Consider the following 14,622-nt stretch of genomic DNA (forward strand, 5'->3'; position numbering starts at 1 on the left):
ACTCGCCCGACCGACGGCATCGACGCGTCAGGTTCTTCGGTGACGATCGCTTCGCTCATCGCAGGCGCCGTTTCAAATCTCCGACTTCAGGTCGGCGAACGCCTCTTTTAGATAAGTGGCGATAGGTCGCTTCCCCTGGTCGCGGTTCCAGTTGTCGATCGCAAGACGAAGTGCTCCGATCGACATCATGGCGACAATGCGCAGCGCAGGCTGCCGCTTGGGCTGCGGCCACATCTGGCAGAGCGCGTCGAATACCGCTTGTTCCTTCTCTACATATTTCGCCTGGTGTCGAATGCGAAGCGACTCGTTCGCACACATCAGGCGTTCGATCACCCTGGTTTGCTTGTAATCGGCCTGAAAGCTGCAGCGATAGATGCCGGTTTCGCCCCCATACGCCGTCAGGCCCACCCCAACCTTCGCGACTTTGTGGCCTTCAAATATTCGGTCGCGCGCTGCTCGAAGAAGTTAGCGCGCGCGACCAGTTCTCGGCGTCGATCACACGGTCGTAGATCGATTACTGCTCCTTCTTGAACAAATCCTGGAAGATGAGCTGGCCCCAAGTGCGGCCGCGTGCGTGCACCAGCGCGCCACCCTCGTTGAGCTTTCCCAGCTTGACGGGTGCGAACCCGAGTTGTTTGGCCAAGGCCGCCACGGGAGCGATCGCGTCCTCGTCGTCGCTCGACAGAAAGACGACGCGGTGCCCGCCCTCGACGATCGGATCGGCAGCCAGGGTGGCCGCAATCAGATGATTGAAACCTTTCACGAGCTTGGCGCCGGTGAACGTCTTCGCGACGAAGGCGGAGGACGGTAGACCGTCCAGCTGTTCAGGGACTGGAAACGCATTCATCGCGTCGATCACTGTCTTGCCTTTCCAGCTCGGCAGGGCCTTCGCAACCTCGCGATGCTCCCCGAACGGGACCGCCAAGATGATTGTGTCGGCCTCGAGTGCTTCCCGCAACGACTTGGCGACGACCGTGGGTCCAATCGCCCGAGCCTGCGGCGCCAACGCCTCGGGCGGCCGGCGGCTCGCGACGGTCACCTCGATGTTTTTACGGGCGAAGGCGTGGGCGAGGGCCTGGCCTATCTTACCGAATCCTACAATCGCGTAGCTCATAATGGTTCTCCGATCCTTGTTGATATTGATTTCCCGGCCTTCAACGGCGCCTGCCGATCAGCCACTTCCGGCGATCCGGCGCGAATTCAGATGGCCGAGAAGCCGCCGTCGACAGACAACTCCACCCCATTCACGAAGCTCGAATCGTCTGAAGCAAGAAACAGCGCGACCGCCGCAATTTCCTCAGGACGACCCATCTTTCCCCGCGGGATCAGGGATTCGAACATCCGCTTCGCTTCCTCGGTGAGAACTTGGTCCTGCATCGGTGTGGCGATCGGCCCCGGGCTCAGCACGTTCACCCGGATATTCCTGCCCTTCAGTTCGTTGAGCCAAGTGCGTGCGAATGAGCGCAATGTCGCCTTGCTCGCCGAATACACGCCGTAACCAGGAAAACCTTTCACCGAAGCAACTGACCCCGTCATGAAGATCGATCCGCCATCGTTGAACAGCGGCAACGCCTTCTGAACCGTAAACAGCGTGCCGCGCGCATTCAGGTTGAAGGCCGCATCGAAGTGCTGCTCGGTAATCTCGCCCAGTGGGACGGCTTCGCCCATGCCGGCGCTCGCGTACAGGACGTCGATCCTGCCCTTTTCCCGCTTGACCGTATCGAACAGACGGTCGAGGTCGTCGAGATTGGCCGCGTCGCCGCGCACGCCGGTCACGTTCCGGCCAATCAGCTTGACGGCCTCGTCGAGCGCCTCCTGCCTCCGGCCCGTGATGAAAATATAGGCGCCTTCTTCAACGAAGCGCTTGGCGCTCGCCAGCGCCATGCCGCTCGATCCACCCGTGATGACTGCAATCTTACCCTCAAGCTTTCCCATGACTTCCTTTCAGACTCCGTCTTTGGTCGTTCGGGGATGCCCCCGAGAACCTCAACATGGGTCCGCCGGCGTCAGGCGTTGAGTGCAGAAGCGCGCACATCGGTGGTGCGAAATCGATCCGGTTGGACGACTGACGCCAGCCGCGACGATCGGTGTCCCGCCGTTCGGAATTGGGCCGCGCTCGTCGACAAAGGCTATGATGACCGCCCGTATTGCTGCACGATATGTTAGATACGGGCTTTGGAAGGCGCACCGTGCGGTGCCGGAATGCACCATGATCGACTGGGATGACGTTCGCTACTTTCTGGCCGTCGCGCGCGGAGGCTCAGTGCGGGCTGCGGCGGAGCGCCTCGGGGTGAATCACTCGACCGTGCTGCGACGCATCGCCCAGCTCGAGGAACGCCTGGGCGCGCAGATGTTCGAAAAGTTGCCTTCAGGCTACCGGCTGACGGCTGCGGGCGAGGAGGTTCTCGAGCTCGCGGACCAGATGGAAGCGTCGTCGCACGAGCTGGAGACGCGCGTCTTCGGGCGCGACCAGAGCGTGCGCGGGCTTCTGCGGGTGACGTTGGCGCCGCCCTTAGCGACACACCTGTTCATGCCGGATTTCGCCGATTTCGCGCGTCTGCATCCGGACATCGAGATGGAAATCTTGTCGTCCGGCGAGCTGGCAAATCTGACCAACCGAGAGGCCGACGTGGCGATCCGCGTTGTCTACGACCGCAAAACTCTGCCGCTCAATCTTCACGGCCTGAAGGGACCGGAGCTGTTCGGAGGCGTCTACATGTCCCGCGATCGACTAGCCGCGTCGCGTGCGGGCGCGCCTGATCCCATCCGGTGGATCGTCATAAGCATTCATGGAATCCCGGACTGGGCCCGCGAAGTCCGCACCACGGGGGTTCCGTTCAGGACCACGGACGCTGAGGCGCAGATCGTTGCAGTAAGGCAAGGGATCGGGATGACGACACTGCCGTGCTTCGTCGGCGATGCCGACCCCCTGCTGGTGAGGGTGCCGGGCACCGACCTGCACATGTACGGAACGCTCTGGCTTCTCACACAGGGGGAGACACGCAAGACGAAGCGCGTGCGGCTCTTCACGGAGTTCGTATCCCGCAGGCTCGCCGCGTACGCTCCGCTTCTAGCGGGGCTGTCCATATCGCGCGACTGATGCGCAGCAGGTCGCCGGCGACGCTTGCCGTAATCCGGTCGGAAGCCGATTCTCACTCTGCTGAACTGGCGTTTTCAATCCCTGCCGCGCAGGTCCGATCTGCGACCACTTTCAGGATGATGTAAGGTCGCTTCAAAAGGCGGAGTGCTCTAGCTAACGTAGAATAGCGCGCGCAAAGGCCGATCTGCTTCGCGCCGATTGCCGGAGATCGAAGCCTTCAGGAGACAGTCTCGCAATCAGCGCTCGGCTAGCTGCCGCGGGGCAGGGCAACGAGACTTGGCGCTCCATCGTCAGCGGCAAGACAATCTCGGTTCCCGCGCGTCCCCATGAGAACCTCCAGCATGTTTCAAGTTTCCATCAGCCTGGAGGACAGGAATTCGATGAAGCGCTGGGTCTTGGCTGGAATAAGGCGAGTTTCGGTGACGGCGTAAATGCTGACCGACGACCCCTGCCATTCGGGCAGGACACGCCGGAGGCGGCCAGAGGCAAGATCTTCGGCGACGATCTTCTCGGCAAGCAGGGCGATGCCCTGGTGGTTGACCGCCAGGGCGCGGGTCATCCCCACGCTGTTGAGCGTGAAGCGGCCGCGAACACCGACATCGACCTTGTTCATCCCCTGGTGCAAAGTCCAGGTCGGGATCCGCGGCATGCAGATGCATTCATGCTCCGCCAGGTCCGCCGGTGTCGCGGGCTCGCCTGACGCTTCGATATAGCCATGAGACGCATAGAGGTGGCGCGAATGCCGCCCGATCAGGCGAGCGATCAGACTGGAATCTTCCAGTTTGCCGATGCGGATCGCCACATCGAACGGCTCGGCCACCAAATCGACGCGGCGTGGGGTCAGGTCGAATTCGAACGTGATGCCGGGATAGTGCCGCGCGAAATTGGCGATGATCGGCGTGAGGTAAAGCGTAGCGAAGTCGACCGGGAGCGAAACCCGCAGGACACCGCTCGGCTGCTCAACCATCGCGCCGAGCTGTTCGTGCGCGAGCCGTGCCTCGTCGACGATTCGCTTGCTTCGTTCATAATAGATCTGGCCGGCTTCGGTGAGCTCGATGTTGCGCGTCGTGCGATGCAGCAGTCGCAGGCCGATCGCCTTCTCCAGCTCGCTGATACGTCGCGACAGCGTGGAGTTTGGCATACCGAGAGCCTCCGCGGCCTTCCGAAAACTCCTGGCTCTGGCCACCTCCACGAACAGCGCCATGTCGTTCAAATGGCTCAACTGATTGCTCCATATATGGAAATATGATTTCAATTCTATCGGATTTATCCCGAAATCGGAATGGTGGACAAGGACTCCAGCGAATGGAGAACCCAAATGATTCCACTGTTCACCCCGGTCCGCATTGGCCGCTGCATGCTTCCCAACCGGCTGGTCATGACGCCCATGACCCGCAGCCGCGCCGCCTTCGACCGTCCGCGATCGCGCCGGGGACGGGCATGTTCACGGCGCCAATCCGGATTTCGTCGTTCGGCTGAAGGCTGATGCGGCGATGAACGAGCCAGACCACAACACTTTCTTCGGCGGCACCGCGCGAGGCTACGTCGATTACCCCGCCCTGAGCGCCCGAACCAATACCAGTTCATGACCGGAGATTTTAAATTGACCCAATCACCGCATACTTCGACTACCTCGGATAGGAAGGCACTTGCCGAGACCGTAAATTCAAGCGCGACGGGGAAGAAAAAGGTCTTGCTCGTCGGCGCCACAGGATTCCTCGGAGCCAAGATTCTCCGCAACCTGGCGCATGATGCGAATGTGGCCGTCGTTGCGATGTCGCGTAAGGGCGCGCCCTCAAATGAGAGCGCCGATGTCGAATGGGTGCGCGGCGACATGATGGATCCAGGGTCACTGGATCGTGCTTTGCAGGGCGTGGACGTCGTCGTCAGCTCGGCTAACAGTTACATGAAAGGAAGCCTCGACACGGACTTCCAGGGCAACAAGAATCTTATAGAGGCCGCAGCAAGAGCCAATGTTGGCCGATTTGTCTTTCTCAGCATCGTTAGCTGCGAGTCTGCGTCAGCAGTGCCGCATTTCCATGCCAAGAAAGTGGCCGAGGATCTGATCAAGGCCTCCGGGGTGCCGTACGTATTTGTCCGCGCGCCTACATTTCTCGATCAAAGCTCAGACTATATTGCGAAGGGTGCGAAAGCTGGCCGGTTCCTGGCGGTCGGCGATAAAGCCACGAGGTGGTCCTATGTGCTGACGGATGATCTTGCCTCATATCTCGCCAAAGCCGCGACATTTCCTGGTAGTGAAATCAACAACCAAACGATCGATGTCGGCTGGCGCGATGGTCCCAAGAGCCAGCAAGAGATCGCCGATATCGTCTCCGAAATTACGAAGAGACGTCTCAAGGTCCGGGTGGTGCCGTGGCTGGTTCTCCGCTTGCTCGCACGCCCGGTAAAGCTGTTTTCCGAGCTTGGGTATGATCTGATTCAGATGTTTCTGTTCTTCAAGAAGGGCGTCTATGTTTCGAACATTTCGCAACAAGAGCACTTCTTTGGACCCGCCCCTACATCCCGAGATGCGATCACACGATGGGCGAAAGTCATCGGTTAATTTCCTGATTCAGGCGACCGCGTGGTGATCAGTGCTAACGGTCTTTTCGGCCGCTGAGCGGATGGTCGTTCGTTGCGGCTGATAACAAAATCAACCGATCGGTACCGATAGTCGATGAACCCGAAAAAATTTCTGATCGCCGAAATTCCCTATTGAAATCAAGAGCGCAAATTTCTGACGGATCTGGGAGTCGGTCTTTGGCGACGCGCGGAAAAAGTTTGGCTGATAAACCAGCATGCTAATATAGCTCTGAGCAATCGAGTGGGAGTAGGGGGCCAAGTAGCTAAGCGGCCGGGATAAACGCATATCCCTGCCCTTTCTCAATTATTCTACCGAGGCCTGGTCGACCTAGGTGAGCGCCGGCCAGCCAAGTATGTGCATCCGCTGCGTCCTGGAGCAACTTGATCCGGGTCGTCCTCGCCATGGACTCGTCATCGTCATAGGCCCAGGTAAGCTCGGGACGGGCAAACTGTGCAGCAGGAACGTGGATCAGGTCGCCGCAGAATAAGATATCGTCCTCGCCAGTGCTAAGGAGATAACCCATATGGCCCGGAGCATGCCCAGGCATTGCAAACGCCAGCAAATGATCGGCCAGCCGGTCTCCTCCGTTAATGGGAGCAAGGAGTGGACGAAACTCCGCTAGTTTTGGCTCGGCAAGAAACCCCTCAACGGCGTCCTCCCCGATCACGATCTTGCTCAGGTTGTTAAATGCTCGTCGACCGTCAGGCGTTAGAAGACCATTGATGTGGTCGCCATGAGCATGGGTGAGGGCGACCATGGTGATCGATGACGTGTCGATGCCTGCCTCTGCCATCGCCTCCTCGAGGTGACCCATGGACGGGTCCCAACTCGCACCCGCCCCACAATCAATCAAAACGCGGTCGATGCCAGAGCGATCGAACAGGAAGCAGTTGACCGACAATCGAACCAGCAAATCGTCTCGCTGAGGCGGTTCGGCCCGCTTGGATATTTTGTTGTTGGGATATCTGAGGGATTCGGCGGGCAGGTCGACATGTCCGTCAGAGAATGACCAAATCTTCCATGATCCCGAAGCGCAGCCCAGGGCATTGGGGCTTTGTGACAGAAATTCCACGGACAACCTGCCAAGCGTATGATTCACTTTTGTAAAACAGCACCGAAGCCGTTAGGTTTTCGAAGTCATGACTTTCTGAGCGATTTTCCAGGTTCCGTTGACCTTTAAGCATGACAACATGTCGGTGAAGTAGCGCGGTGGAATTTGCAATTTCAACTTCAAAAGCGCGAGATCTCCATCAACGTCTATTGATAGGATCTGATCGTGGCGCTCCAGGCCCTGTTGTTTCGGAGCTTTCATATTACGGACGGCTGCTAGCCACATCCCGATCGGCGTCACGCTCACGTTGCCGTCGTCGCCGACTTTGGTCACGGAACTCGAGGGATGAAAGATGGACGCAAATTTGTCAGCATCCATTTCATAGGCACCGTCGAAATAGGTCTGCGCTAGAGAGTGCAAGGCACGAGCATCGGCATCCATAAGCTTGTTATCCATAAGGTTGTTATTTGGAACGGGAGGAGACTGCGCATGGCTGAAAGTCCGATCTCCAGGCATCAAACCAGGAGTGCTGACGAGCGTAGCTCCAATAATCACGCTGGCAGATCGACTCAAAAATGCTCGCCGATCCATTTTTGACATTCTGCTCTCCAAAAGTCCCTGTGGGTTTAAGTTGCGTTCTTCAGATGGGATTAAAACCGCCGGGTATAGCCATCCCAAAAAGTTGTTACAACGAGCCGCTTTCATAGGCCCAGCTGCATGTGCTGAGCGTCAAGCCGGCCGAAACCTGCGGAAGGTTGCCTCAAGTCTCCTTGTTGTTATTGGCAACCCTAGGACAAAGTGGCTTATGAGACTAGACATGTTGCAAGGCATGGAGTCATGAGCGATATTCATAAATCATGAGAAACGAACTGAACGAACTAGCTACGTTTGCAATCGTCGCCAGTGAACGAAGCTTTACACGGGCTGCGGTAAAGCTAGGTGTGTCTCAGTCTGCCCTAAGCCACACGATCCGGGGACTTGAGCAACGACTCGAGTTGCAGCTTCTCGCTCGGACGACCAAGAGCGTCGCACCAACCGCTGCAGGGGCAGCTCTTTTGAAAGAGTTGTCTCCGGCACTTGAGCAAATTGCTCGTGCCCTCAACAAAGCCCGAAGCGTTCGGCACCGACCTGCGGGGCGCCTTAGAATTGTAATGTCCAGGTCGGCTGCCGTGATGGTATTGTTGCCGCGGCTCACGGCATTTGCTGAGACCTACCCCGACATCGTTCTTGACGTTGTTACTGTCACTGGCCCTGTAGACCTCGTTGCGGGCGAGTTCGATGCCGGTATTCAACTCGGCGAGTACATTCAAAAGGATATGATCGCGGTGCGGGTCACGCAGGAGCTGCGATTGGCGGTGGTCGGATCGCCTGGCTATTTTGCATCACGAAGCATTCCCCAGAAGCCCAAGGATCTGAATGACCATCGATGCATAAGCCTGCGTCTTCCGGGCGGTCCGTATCGGTGGGAATTCGAGCAAGGACGAAAGGCGGTTACGATCGGCGTGAACGGCCCGCTCATAATCGATGATACCAATCTGGTGATTCAGGCGGCACTCGCTGGAGTCGGCGTAGGCCTCGCATTTGAAGAGCAGGTCGCAGAGTATGTTGCGAAGCGCCGCCTTATCCGTGTGCTGGAGGACTGGACGCCGCCAATTCCCGGCTTTTTCATGTATTACCCCAGTCGCCAGCATCAGCCTGCTGCGCTGTCTGCACTCGTCAACGCGCTGCGACTCTCTTAACAATAAATAGTCGGCGCGCGACGATCGGTAGCCGTGGCGATCGGAACTGACGTGTGGAGTGCGCGAGTCATCGCGCTGGCCTCAGCCCCGCCGCTGCCAGGCCGACGCCGTCTATATCGACCAGATCCGAAAAGCCGGCCTCTACGACACGATCTCGCAAGCCTTCGCCGTGTTGCTGCCGGTGAAGACGGTGGGCGACGATCGCACCTACGAATACGTCGTGGGCCTGCGCGCGGTGACGTCGACCGACGGCATGACCGCCGACTTCTATCCCTTCGACATGAAATTCCTCGGCGAAACCGCGACGCGGATCATCAACGAGTGAAGGGCGTGAACCGGGTGGTGTACGACGAGCAAGCCGGGGACGATTGAGTGGGAGTGAAAATCAAGTATAGCGAGATTCTTCTCGCTTTCAATTCTTGATTGTGCAATCTCATGCTATCTCGCCTGCGCTGCAGGGCTGACTACGCCAAATTGCTTCCGAGCCGCGGCGAAATGGCCTTGGTCTTAATAACATTCTCTATATCGCTATTCTCATTGAGCATTTTCGCAAACGTGCAACGGACCACCAGTGATCCCGAGGAGTCCGACGCCGTCGTGTGCCGGCTCGCGCCGCAGGGAGCGCCGCTGCTCTTTCCGGACAACCTCGTCGCTCCCTGCAGCAAATGCTGGCGCATGGTTCAATTCAGGCCGCACGCGCCGAAGAAGCCGCGACGGGTGTGCGACGAATGCATCCGTCCGGAGATCGAGGAGCACCGGAAGACTGAGGGTGTAAAATACATCATCACGCCGAACACGGCGACCGATCTCGCGCTGTATTTCCATAGGAAGGGCCGGCCGCAATGAGCGACTATCGCGGTTTCCGCATCACCGAGATTCACGCGATCACCGACGTAGGCGATGACGATGAGGAGAGCATCCCGGCGTGGTTCGCCGCGACGGGACCGATCCCACTGATCCCTGCCGACCCGAAGCGTCTCGAAGACATCAAGGCAATGGCGCAGCGCATTGCCGATGCCACTGCCCAGAGCTTCAAGATCACCCAGTTCTCGGTCCGCGAGGACATCGGCGAGATCAAAAGCACGAAGACCAATTAAATGAGAACGCGCTCGATCATCGCCATTTCGCTCGGCATCTACGCGGCCTACCTGCCGGCCGCGATCTTCGTTCACCGGGATTATGTCGCGTCGCCGCGACCGGCAGGCCAAGTAGTCGAATTGCTGGGCAGGTTCTGGTTCGACCATCCGAATCATTATGCGGTAAGGCCGTATGTCTTCCGGGCCGCTCGGTTTCCTGACACTTCGCGGTTTGTTGTTTACGAGAATATGACGCCGCTGCCTCGCGAGAATTTCGGGGCTATCTGGGACAAGGTCCCGACGGAAAATGGTTCGCTTGTCGATTCATATGCCATTCGTTTCCGCACCAGTGACGGCTCAGACCCGCGCGTCAACGGTCGGCAATACTGGATAGTTGGAAAATAGGGGGATACTTCTCGTGAAGATTGGCTGGCAAATCCCGTTCGCCACGCTTGTGTCGAGCGGCTCGGTCCTCATCCTCCTGAACGGCGCGATCGGCAGCAGCGGCGTGCCGGCGCTGACCGTCGCGGTCATCGGCGGTTCGGTCGTAGCACTCTTCCTGCTCGGTCGCTTCCGCGCGTTCGAGATCAACCTGGTCGACATCCTCTTCGCCGCGTTTGCCGCCGTCGCGATCTTCTCCTTGATCCGAATACCGCCGTCGCCGCGCGATGCGGCGCTCTTCCTGCTCGCGCTTGCCGCCTACCCGGCTGGCCGCCTTATCCCGACTGACAGCAAGCTCGGCCTCTTCCATCGCATCACGGGCCTCGTTGCGCTGCTCGGCACCGTGGCAACCTTCTTCGCGCTCGGCGCGCAATGGAACGATCCGCATGGCAAGCCGATCGTCTTCGGCTTCGCGCATGCATCGCGACGGTCTTCACAATGTCATTCGGCTTCCTCGTGCTTGCGGTCGCCTGCTATGGCGATCTGCGCCGCATCAGGTTGATCCTCGCGATCCTGGTGCCTCCGCTCGTGATCTTCGCCGCGTCGCAGGTGCGGTTCATCTTCGTCGCGCTCGCGCTCGCTCTTGTCGCTGCGTTCTTTGTCTCGCCATCGGACCGAAGGCGGCCGATCGCGATGATCCTCGGCGCGGCGATCATTTCGGTCCTCATCGGGCTTGCGGTTCGACCGCAGACCAGTGGCATCTTTCTAAATTACATATTCAGCCCGGCACGTGCCGGCGATACCGTGCCTGGGCGTCCACCCAATCCGGTGGCCGGCGAGTGCGGCGAACTCGACAATTCGGTCGCGATCAGGAAGTCACTCCTCAAGGAGGCGGTGAAGGCTGTCCCTGGTGCCGGAATTTTTGGCGGCGGCCTCTCCTCGTTCGAGCGTGCCTCCTGCTTCAAGGCCTACCCGCACGTCACGCTGCTGCAGACAATCATCGAGTTCGGCTTTCTCGGCGGCACGCTCGTCATTCTCCTCGTCGCTGCCGCGCTTGGCGGCCTGATCCCGGCGGACTCTCCTCAAGTCCGCTTTGCCCTGACCGCGCTGGTCTTCGTTGCCTCGCTCGAAATGGCACACGGCGGCCTGACCGGGGCATTCCTGCTGTTCACTTTCCTCGGCATGGCTGCCGCACACCGGAGGGTGCCGGCATGAGACGCCTGTCGTTCCAGGAGCGGCACCCGCGCATCTGGCTGGCGATCCACATCGCGCTCCTTGCCTACATCCTCGGAATTGCACCAAACTAGCCGAAGACTATCCCCGAAGCTGCGTTTTGTTCCTGCCGACAAGCAATCGACCTCCGCTTCGGCAAGGGCGCTGTGGATTGCTTCGCTTCGTCCGCAATGACGAATAAGAGTTTTCGCATGCGACTAATGGGCACGATGGGCAATTAATTCTGATTTTCCGAAATTGTGTCAAGGCCAGGAATCAAAAATATACTGCTTCGTTCTCACCCAAATCAGTCGCATAACTCCGCCCGTCTCACGGCGGATGAGGGGCGCGTACGGCGAAGTCGTGTGGTTCGGGCGTCGCGGTGCTGGCGCTAAGTTGGCGGTTGCGCATCGATCCTATCGGATCGAGCGCGGTGTCCCGCCGATGACGGAGGCAAAAGAGCCGTTCTCCGGGAAGAGCACGAAGTAAGCCGTAAAGCCACTGCGCAGGGAAGGCCGGGATGCTCCGCCTGTACCTGTATGCTCGTGTGCGTGTTCTTTTTGCACACGAGACCGCGGGTGCAGCAAGCACCCGGTCTTCCCTGCGCCCTCTGAACAAGAGGAGGGCAAAAGAAGATGCAAAGCTCGGGCGAGATACGCCGCGAGATCGCGGAACCATATCCCCGTCATTGCGAGCGCAGCGAAGCAATCCATTGTCACCTCATACGCGGAAAGATGGATTGCTTCGCTTCGCTCGCAATGACGACGCAAAATCCTCGCGAGACTGCAACGCGCATCATCAACGAGGCGAAGGTTGTCAACCGGTTGCATGTTCGACTGTATTAAGGGTCTTGACTTATATAAGCTAAAGCCGGTATTCATCGCCCGAAAAGTACAAGGAGGACCGAATGGAGATCGACGTCGCCAGGGTATTGGGGCTTGTCACGCGCTCAGTGCGCAATTTTGAGAAGGACGGGAAGGCCGCGAGCGCGGTGACGCTGACACGGCTTTACGACACTGATGTCGATGACCTCTGGGACGCATTGACCAGCAAGGAACGCATTCCGCGCTGGTTTTTGCCGGTCGAGGGAGACCTTGAGTTGGGCGGAAAGTACCAGCTCAAGGGGAATGCGGGCGGGACTATCACGGCGTGTACGCCGCCTGATCATTTTGCAGCCACGTGGGAATTCGGCGGTGCGACGAGCTGGATCGACGTCAGTCTGGCGGCAGAGCGCGACAAGGCGCGGCTGACGCTGGAACACACCGCGATCATCGAGGATCATTGGAATCAGTTCGGTCCAGGCGCGGTGGGTATCGGTTGGGACCTCGCCCTTGCGGGGCTTGAGCGGTATCTTGCGACGGGGGCATCCGTCGACCATGAGACCGCCGAGGCATGGATGGGCTCTCCAGAGGGCAAGGAGTTCATGACTCAAAGCGGTGAGTTTTGGCGCGCGGCGCATGTCGCGAGCGGAGTAGATCCGGCCTCGGCAAAAGAGCGGTCAGACCGGACCATCGCTTTCTATCGCGGCGAGATTCCGCCTGATATGGCGCACCCGGGCACAGGAAGCTGATGCACGTCTTCGAAGTCCTTTCCGATCCGGTGCGCCGTCGCATCCTTGAGCTGCTGGGCCCTCGGGAAATGGCGTCCGGTGAAGTAGTAGAGGCGATCGGAGCCGAGTTCGGGATCACGCAGGCCGCCGTGTCGCAGCATCTCAAGGTGCTGCGCGAGAGCGGCTTTGCACGGGTCCGGGCGGACGCGCAAAGACGACTTTATTCGGTGGATGCTGCGGGGCTTCAGGCGGTGGATGCATGGATCGGTCAGTTCAGGAGCTTCTGGGAACCGAAGCTCGACGCGCTGGCGACCGAGATCGCGCGAGGCAAACGGGAGCGGCGTAACGCACCAATGACCAAACGTACTGGGAAGAGAGCTTAGGTCAGATCGCGCACGAGCGGTGCGGCAGACCTGCCATTCTGATCGAGGGGCTGCGGCCCGCTGTCTGTCGTGGCATGTTCGAAGGCTTCATCACATCCTGGATCGCGCCGCATGTCTGACGAGTCGAACTGGCTTTCCGCCCACGAGATGGCGCGGCGCTTCGCCAAGGGTGAGTTGTCGCCGATCGATGTGCTGGAAGCTACTCTCGCGCAACTGCACACGGTCAATCCGGCTCTCAATGCCATCTGCCTGCTGGATGAAGCGCAGGGGCGGCGTCTGGCCGCAGAGTCGGCGGAACGTTGGCACAGCGGTGCGCCGCTCGGGCCGCTCGACGGCGTGCCTGTCGCGATCAAGGATACAGCGCATGTCGCGGGCTGGCCGACGCGCATTGGCTCGCACGCGACGCCAGCTGTGCCGAGCACGGAGGATACGCCCGGTGTCGCCCGCCTGCGCGAGGCCGGCGCGGTGTTCTTCTGCAAGACATCTACGCCCGAATTCGGATGGAAGGGCATCACGCATGGCCCCCTGACCGGCATCACGCGTAATCCCTGGGATGTTTCCCGCACGCCCGGCGGCTCCAGCGGCGGTTCGGCCGCGTTGGTGGCGGCAGGCGTTGTGCCGCTGGCCACCGGCGGCGATGGCGGTGGCTCGATCCGCATCCCGGCGGCGTTCAGCGGCGTGTTCGGATTGAAGCCGAGCTACGGCGTGGTGCCGAATTTTCCGGGGCCGATGGGCACGCTCGCGGTCTATGGCGGCCTGTCGCGCGATGTCGCTGACAGCGCCCTGATGCTGAACGTGCTCACGCGGCCGGACGTTCGCGATTCCTTCGCCATTCCCTACCGCGGCATCGATTATCTCGGCGGCCTCGACCACGGCGTGGCGGGGATGCGGATCGCATGGTCGCCCGATCTCGGCTTCCCGGTCGCCGATTCTGCCGTCGTGGCCGGCATGCAGCTGGCCATCGATGCGCTGGTGAAGGCCGGTGCTGACGTGCAGCGTGTTGCTCTCGATCTTTCCGGTGCGCAGCATACGCTGGAAGTGATCTGGGGCGCATCGCATGCCGCACTGGTGCGTGATTTCGATGGCGCGCAACTGGCGGCGCTCGATCCGGGCCTGCTGCGGCTGGTCATATCAGCCCAGAATATTTCCGCGATCCAATTGCAGGCGGCCTATGCCGAGATGCGCGTGCTGAGCCAGAAGATGCAATTGTTTCACGGGGATTATGATCTGCTGCTGACGCCGACCGTTCCCATCACCGCTTTCGCGGCCGGCGTCGACACGCCCGACGCCACGCGCTTTCCCCAATGGTTCGATTGGACGCCGTTGACATGGCCGTTCAACCTCACCCGCCAGCCTGCAGCCTCGGTGCCCTGCGGATTTGTCGAGGGTCTGCCGATCGGGTTGCAGATCGTGGGGCCGATGTTCAGCGAGCAGAACATCCTCCGCGCCAGCCGCTGCGTCGAGCAGGCCTGCGCCACCGGCGCGCGGCCGAGCCTTGCAGCGGGCGGTCTTCCTCGCAAGGACAAACAATAGCCCGGATAACCGAA

At 59.8% G+C, this 14,622-nt stretch carries 17 protein-coding genes and 2 pseudogenes; 13 read left to right on the top strand and 6 right to left on the bottom strand.

Translation table 11 applies throughout. The annotated features are described in order from the left end of the window. Nucleotides 1-72: 72 nt before the first annotated feature. The 3 genes from V1294_RS19180 to V1294_RS19190 all read right to left on the bottom strand — a co-directional run bounded on the left by V1294_RS19180 (nucleotide 73) and on the right by V1294_RS19190 (nucleotide 1,935). A complete protein-coding gene (locus V1294_RS19180; RefSeq protein WP_334499338.1) occupies nucleotides 73-408 on the bottom strand; it encodes an acyl-CoA-like ligand-binding transcription factor in 336 nt (111 codons plus the stop codon). 106 nt (nucleotides 409-514) lie between these two features. Beyond that, a complete protein-coding gene (locus tag V1294_RS19185) occupies nucleotides 515-1,114 on the bottom strand; it encodes an NADPH-dependent F420 reductase (protein ID WP_334499341.1) in 600 nt (199 codons plus the stop codon). An 86-nt stretch (nucleotides 1,115-1,200) separates the two neighbouring features. Beyond that, the gene (locus V1294_RS19190) at nucleotides 1,201-1,935 is read right to left on the bottom strand and encodes an SDR family NAD(P)-dependent oxidoreductase (protein ID WP_334481329.1); all 735 of its coding nucleotides are present in this window, start codon (nucleotides 1,933-1,935) and stop codon (nucleotides 1,201-1,203) included. A gap of 274 nt (nucleotides 1,936-2,209) precedes the next feature. On the opposite strand from V1294_RS19190, the gene V1294_RS19195 reads away from it, so the two are divergent. Continuing rightward, entirely contained in the window at nucleotides 2,210-3,100 is an 891-nt protein-coding gene (locus V1294_RS19195; protein ID WP_334499343.1) for a LysR family transcriptional regulator, read from the top strand. A gap of 346 nt (nucleotides 3,101-3,446) precedes the next feature. Here V1294_RS19195 and V1294_RS19200 read toward each other — a convergent pair whose 3' ends face one another. Next, nucleotides 3,447-4,322 (bottom strand): LysR family transcriptional regulator, encoded by an 876-nt coding sequence (locus V1294_RS19200; RefSeq protein WP_334499345.1) that lies wholly within the window; start codon nucleotides 4,320-4,322, stop codon nucleotides 3,447-3,449. A 223-nt stretch (nucleotides 4,323-4,545) separates the two neighbouring features. Between V1294_RS19200 and V1294_RS19205 the strand changes: the two are divergent. Both V1294_RS19205 and V1294_RS19210 read left to right on the top strand, forming a co-directional pair. Beyond that, nucleotides 4,546-4,689 (top strand): annotated as a pseudogene (locus V1294_RS19205) (alkene reductase); the annotation flags it as partial. A gap of 14 nt (nucleotides 4,690-4,703) precedes the next feature. Then, nucleotides 4,704-5,663: an SDR family oxidoreductase gene (locus tag V1294_RS19210; protein WP_334481325.1), complete on the top strand. Its 960-nt coding sequence runs from the start codon at nucleotides 4,704-4,706 to the stop codon at nucleotides 5,661-5,663. A 283-nt stretch (nucleotides 5,664-5,946) separates the two neighbouring features. Here the strand turns inward: V1294_RS19210 and V1294_RS19215 are convergent, their stop codons facing one another. Next, nucleotides 5,947-6,756 (bottom strand): MBL fold metallo-hydrolase, encoded by an 810-nt coding sequence (locus V1294_RS19215; RefSeq protein ID WP_334499347.1) that lies wholly within the window; start codon nucleotides 6,754-6,756, stop codon nucleotides 5,947-5,949. 51 nt (nucleotides 6,757-6,807) lie between these two features. Beyond that, nucleotides 6,808-7,335: a nuclear transport factor 2 family protein gene (locus tag V1294_RS19220; protein WP_334499349.1), complete on the bottom strand. Its 528-nt coding sequence runs from the start codon at nucleotides 7,333-7,335 to the stop codon at nucleotides 6,808-6,810. Nucleotides 7,336-7,592: 257 nt separating this feature from the next. On the opposite strand from V1294_RS19220, the gene V1294_RS19225 reads away from it, so the two are divergent. The 10 genes and pseudogenes from V1294_RS19225 (at nucleotide 7,593) to V1294_RS19270 (ending at nucleotide 14,608) form a co-directional block, all read left to right on the top strand. Then, complete coding sequence (locus V1294_RS19225) at nucleotides 7,593-8,474, top strand: LysR family transcriptional regulator (RefSeq protein ID WP_334499351.1); 882 nt, start codon at nucleotides 7,593-7,595, stop codon at nucleotides 8,472-8,474. Between the two features lie 97 nt (nucleotides 8,475-8,571). Beyond that, nucleotides 8,572-8,856, top strand: a pseudogene (locus V1294_RS19230) (GMP synthase (glutamine-hydrolyzing)); the annotation flags it as partial. A gap of 173 nt (nucleotides 8,857-9,029) precedes the next feature. Then, the gene (locus V1294_RS19235) at nucleotides 9,030-9,320 is read left to right on the top strand and encodes a hypothetical protein (RefSeq protein ID WP_334481320.1); all 291 of its coding nucleotides are present in this window, start codon (nucleotides 9,030-9,032) and stop codon (nucleotides 9,318-9,320) included. Next, nucleotides 9,317-9,571 carry a hypothetical protein gene (locus tag V1294_RS19240; RefSeq protein WP_334499353.1) on the top strand — a complete coding sequence of 85 codons (255 nt, stop codon included), beginning with the start codon at nucleotides 9,317-9,319 and terminating at the stop codon, nucleotides 9,569-9,571. Before V1294_RS19235 ends, V1294_RS19240 begins: the two co-directional genes overlap by 4 nt. Next, nucleotides 9,572-9,955: a hypothetical protein gene (locus V1294_RS19245; protein ID WP_334481318.1), complete on the top strand. Its 384-nt coding sequence runs from the start codon at nucleotides 9,572-9,574 to the stop codon at nucleotides 9,953-9,955. It begins immediately after the preceding gene. A gap of 13 nt (nucleotides 9,956-9,968) precedes the next feature. Continuing rightward, nucleotides 9,969-10,493, top strand: coding sequence for a hypothetical protein (locus tag V1294_RS19250; protein WP_334499355.1), 525 nt, complete (start codon nucleotides 9,969-9,971; stop codon nucleotides 10,491-10,493). Then, complete coding sequence (locus V1294_RS19255) at nucleotides 10,430-11,146, top strand: O-antigen ligase family protein (protein WP_334499357.1); 717 nt, start codon at nucleotides 10,430-10,432, stop codon at nucleotides 11,144-11,146. The genes V1294_RS19250 and V1294_RS19255 overlap by 64 nt, the downstream gene beginning before the upstream one ends. Before the next feature lie 904 nt (nucleotides 11,147-12,050). Continuing rightward, nucleotides 12,051-12,713 carry an SRPBCC family protein gene (locus V1294_RS19260; RefSeq protein ID WP_334499359.1) on the top strand — a complete coding sequence of 221 codons (663 nt, stop codon included), beginning with the start codon at nucleotides 12,051-12,053 and terminating at the stop codon, nucleotides 12,711-12,713. Next, on the top strand, nucleotides 12,713-13,075 hold the full coding sequence (locus V1294_RS19265; RefSeq protein ID WP_334481313.1) for an ArsR/SmtB family transcription factor: 363 nt from the start codon (nucleotides 12,713-12,715) through the stop codon (nucleotides 13,073-13,075). Before V1294_RS19260 ends, V1294_RS19265 begins: the two co-directional genes overlap by 1 nt. Before the next feature lie 111 nt (nucleotides 13,076-13,186). Beyond that, on the top strand, nucleotides 13,187-14,608 hold the full coding sequence (locus tag V1294_RS19270; RefSeq protein WP_334499363.1) for an amidase: 1,422 nt from the start codon (nucleotides 13,187-13,189) through the stop codon (nucleotides 14,606-14,608). Nucleotides 14,609-14,622 lie beyond the last annotated feature (14 nt).

The organism is Bradyrhizobium sp. AZCC 1678, assembly GCF_036924765.1.
In the GTDB taxonomy this organism is placed as follows: Bacteria; Pseudomonadota; Alphaproteobacteria; order Rhizobiales; family Xanthobacteraceae; genus Bradyrhizobium; species Bradyrhizobium algeriense.

Excerpts from the sequence above, each read along its gene's own strand:
- V1294_RS19220 (WP_334499349.1), bottom strand. The coding sequence starts at position 7,335 with ATGTCAAAAATGGATCGGCGAGCATTTTTGAGTCGATCTGCCAGCGTG.
- V1294_RS19260 (WP_334499359.1), top strand. The coding sequence starts at position 12,051 with ATGGAGATCGACGTCGCCAGGGTATTGGGGCTTGTCACGCGCTCAGTG.
- V1294_RS19270 (WP_334499363.1), top strand. The coding sequence starts at position 13,187 with ATGTCTGACGAGTCGAACTGGCTTTCCGCCCACGAGATGGCGCGGCGC.
- V1294_RS19255 (WP_334499357.1), top strand. The coding sequence starts at position 10,430 with ATGTCATTCGGCTTCCTCGTGCTTGCGGTCGCCTGCTATGGCGATCTG.
- V1294_RS19185 (WP_334499341.1), bottom strand. The coding sequence starts at position 1,114 with ATGAGCTACGCGATTGTAGGATTCGGTAAGATAGGCCAGGCCCTCGCC.
- V1294_RS19240 (WP_334499353.1), top strand. The coding sequence starts at position 9,317 with ATGAGCGACTATCGCGGTTTCCGCATCACCGAGATTCACGCGATCACC.
- V1294_RS19245 (WP_334481318.1), top strand. The coding sequence starts at position 9,572 with ATGAGAACGCGCTCGATCATCGCCATTTCGCTCGGCATCTACGCGGCC.
- V1294_RS19190 (WP_334481329.1), bottom strand. The coding sequence starts at position 1,935 with ATGGGAAAGCTTGAGGGTAAGATTGCAGTCATCACGGGTGGATCGAGC.
- V1294_RS19225 (WP_334499351.1), top strand. The coding sequence starts at position 7,593 with ATGAGAAACGAACTGAACGAACTAGCTACGTTTGCAATCGTCGCCAGT.
- V1294_RS19195 (WP_334499343.1), top strand. The coding sequence starts at position 2,210 with ATGATCGACTGGGATGACGTTCGCTACTTTCTGGCCGTCGCGCGCGGA.
- V1294_RS19265 (WP_334481313.1), top strand. The coding sequence starts at position 12,713 with ATGCACGTCTTCGAAGTCCTTTCCGATCCGGTGCGCCGTCGCATCCTT.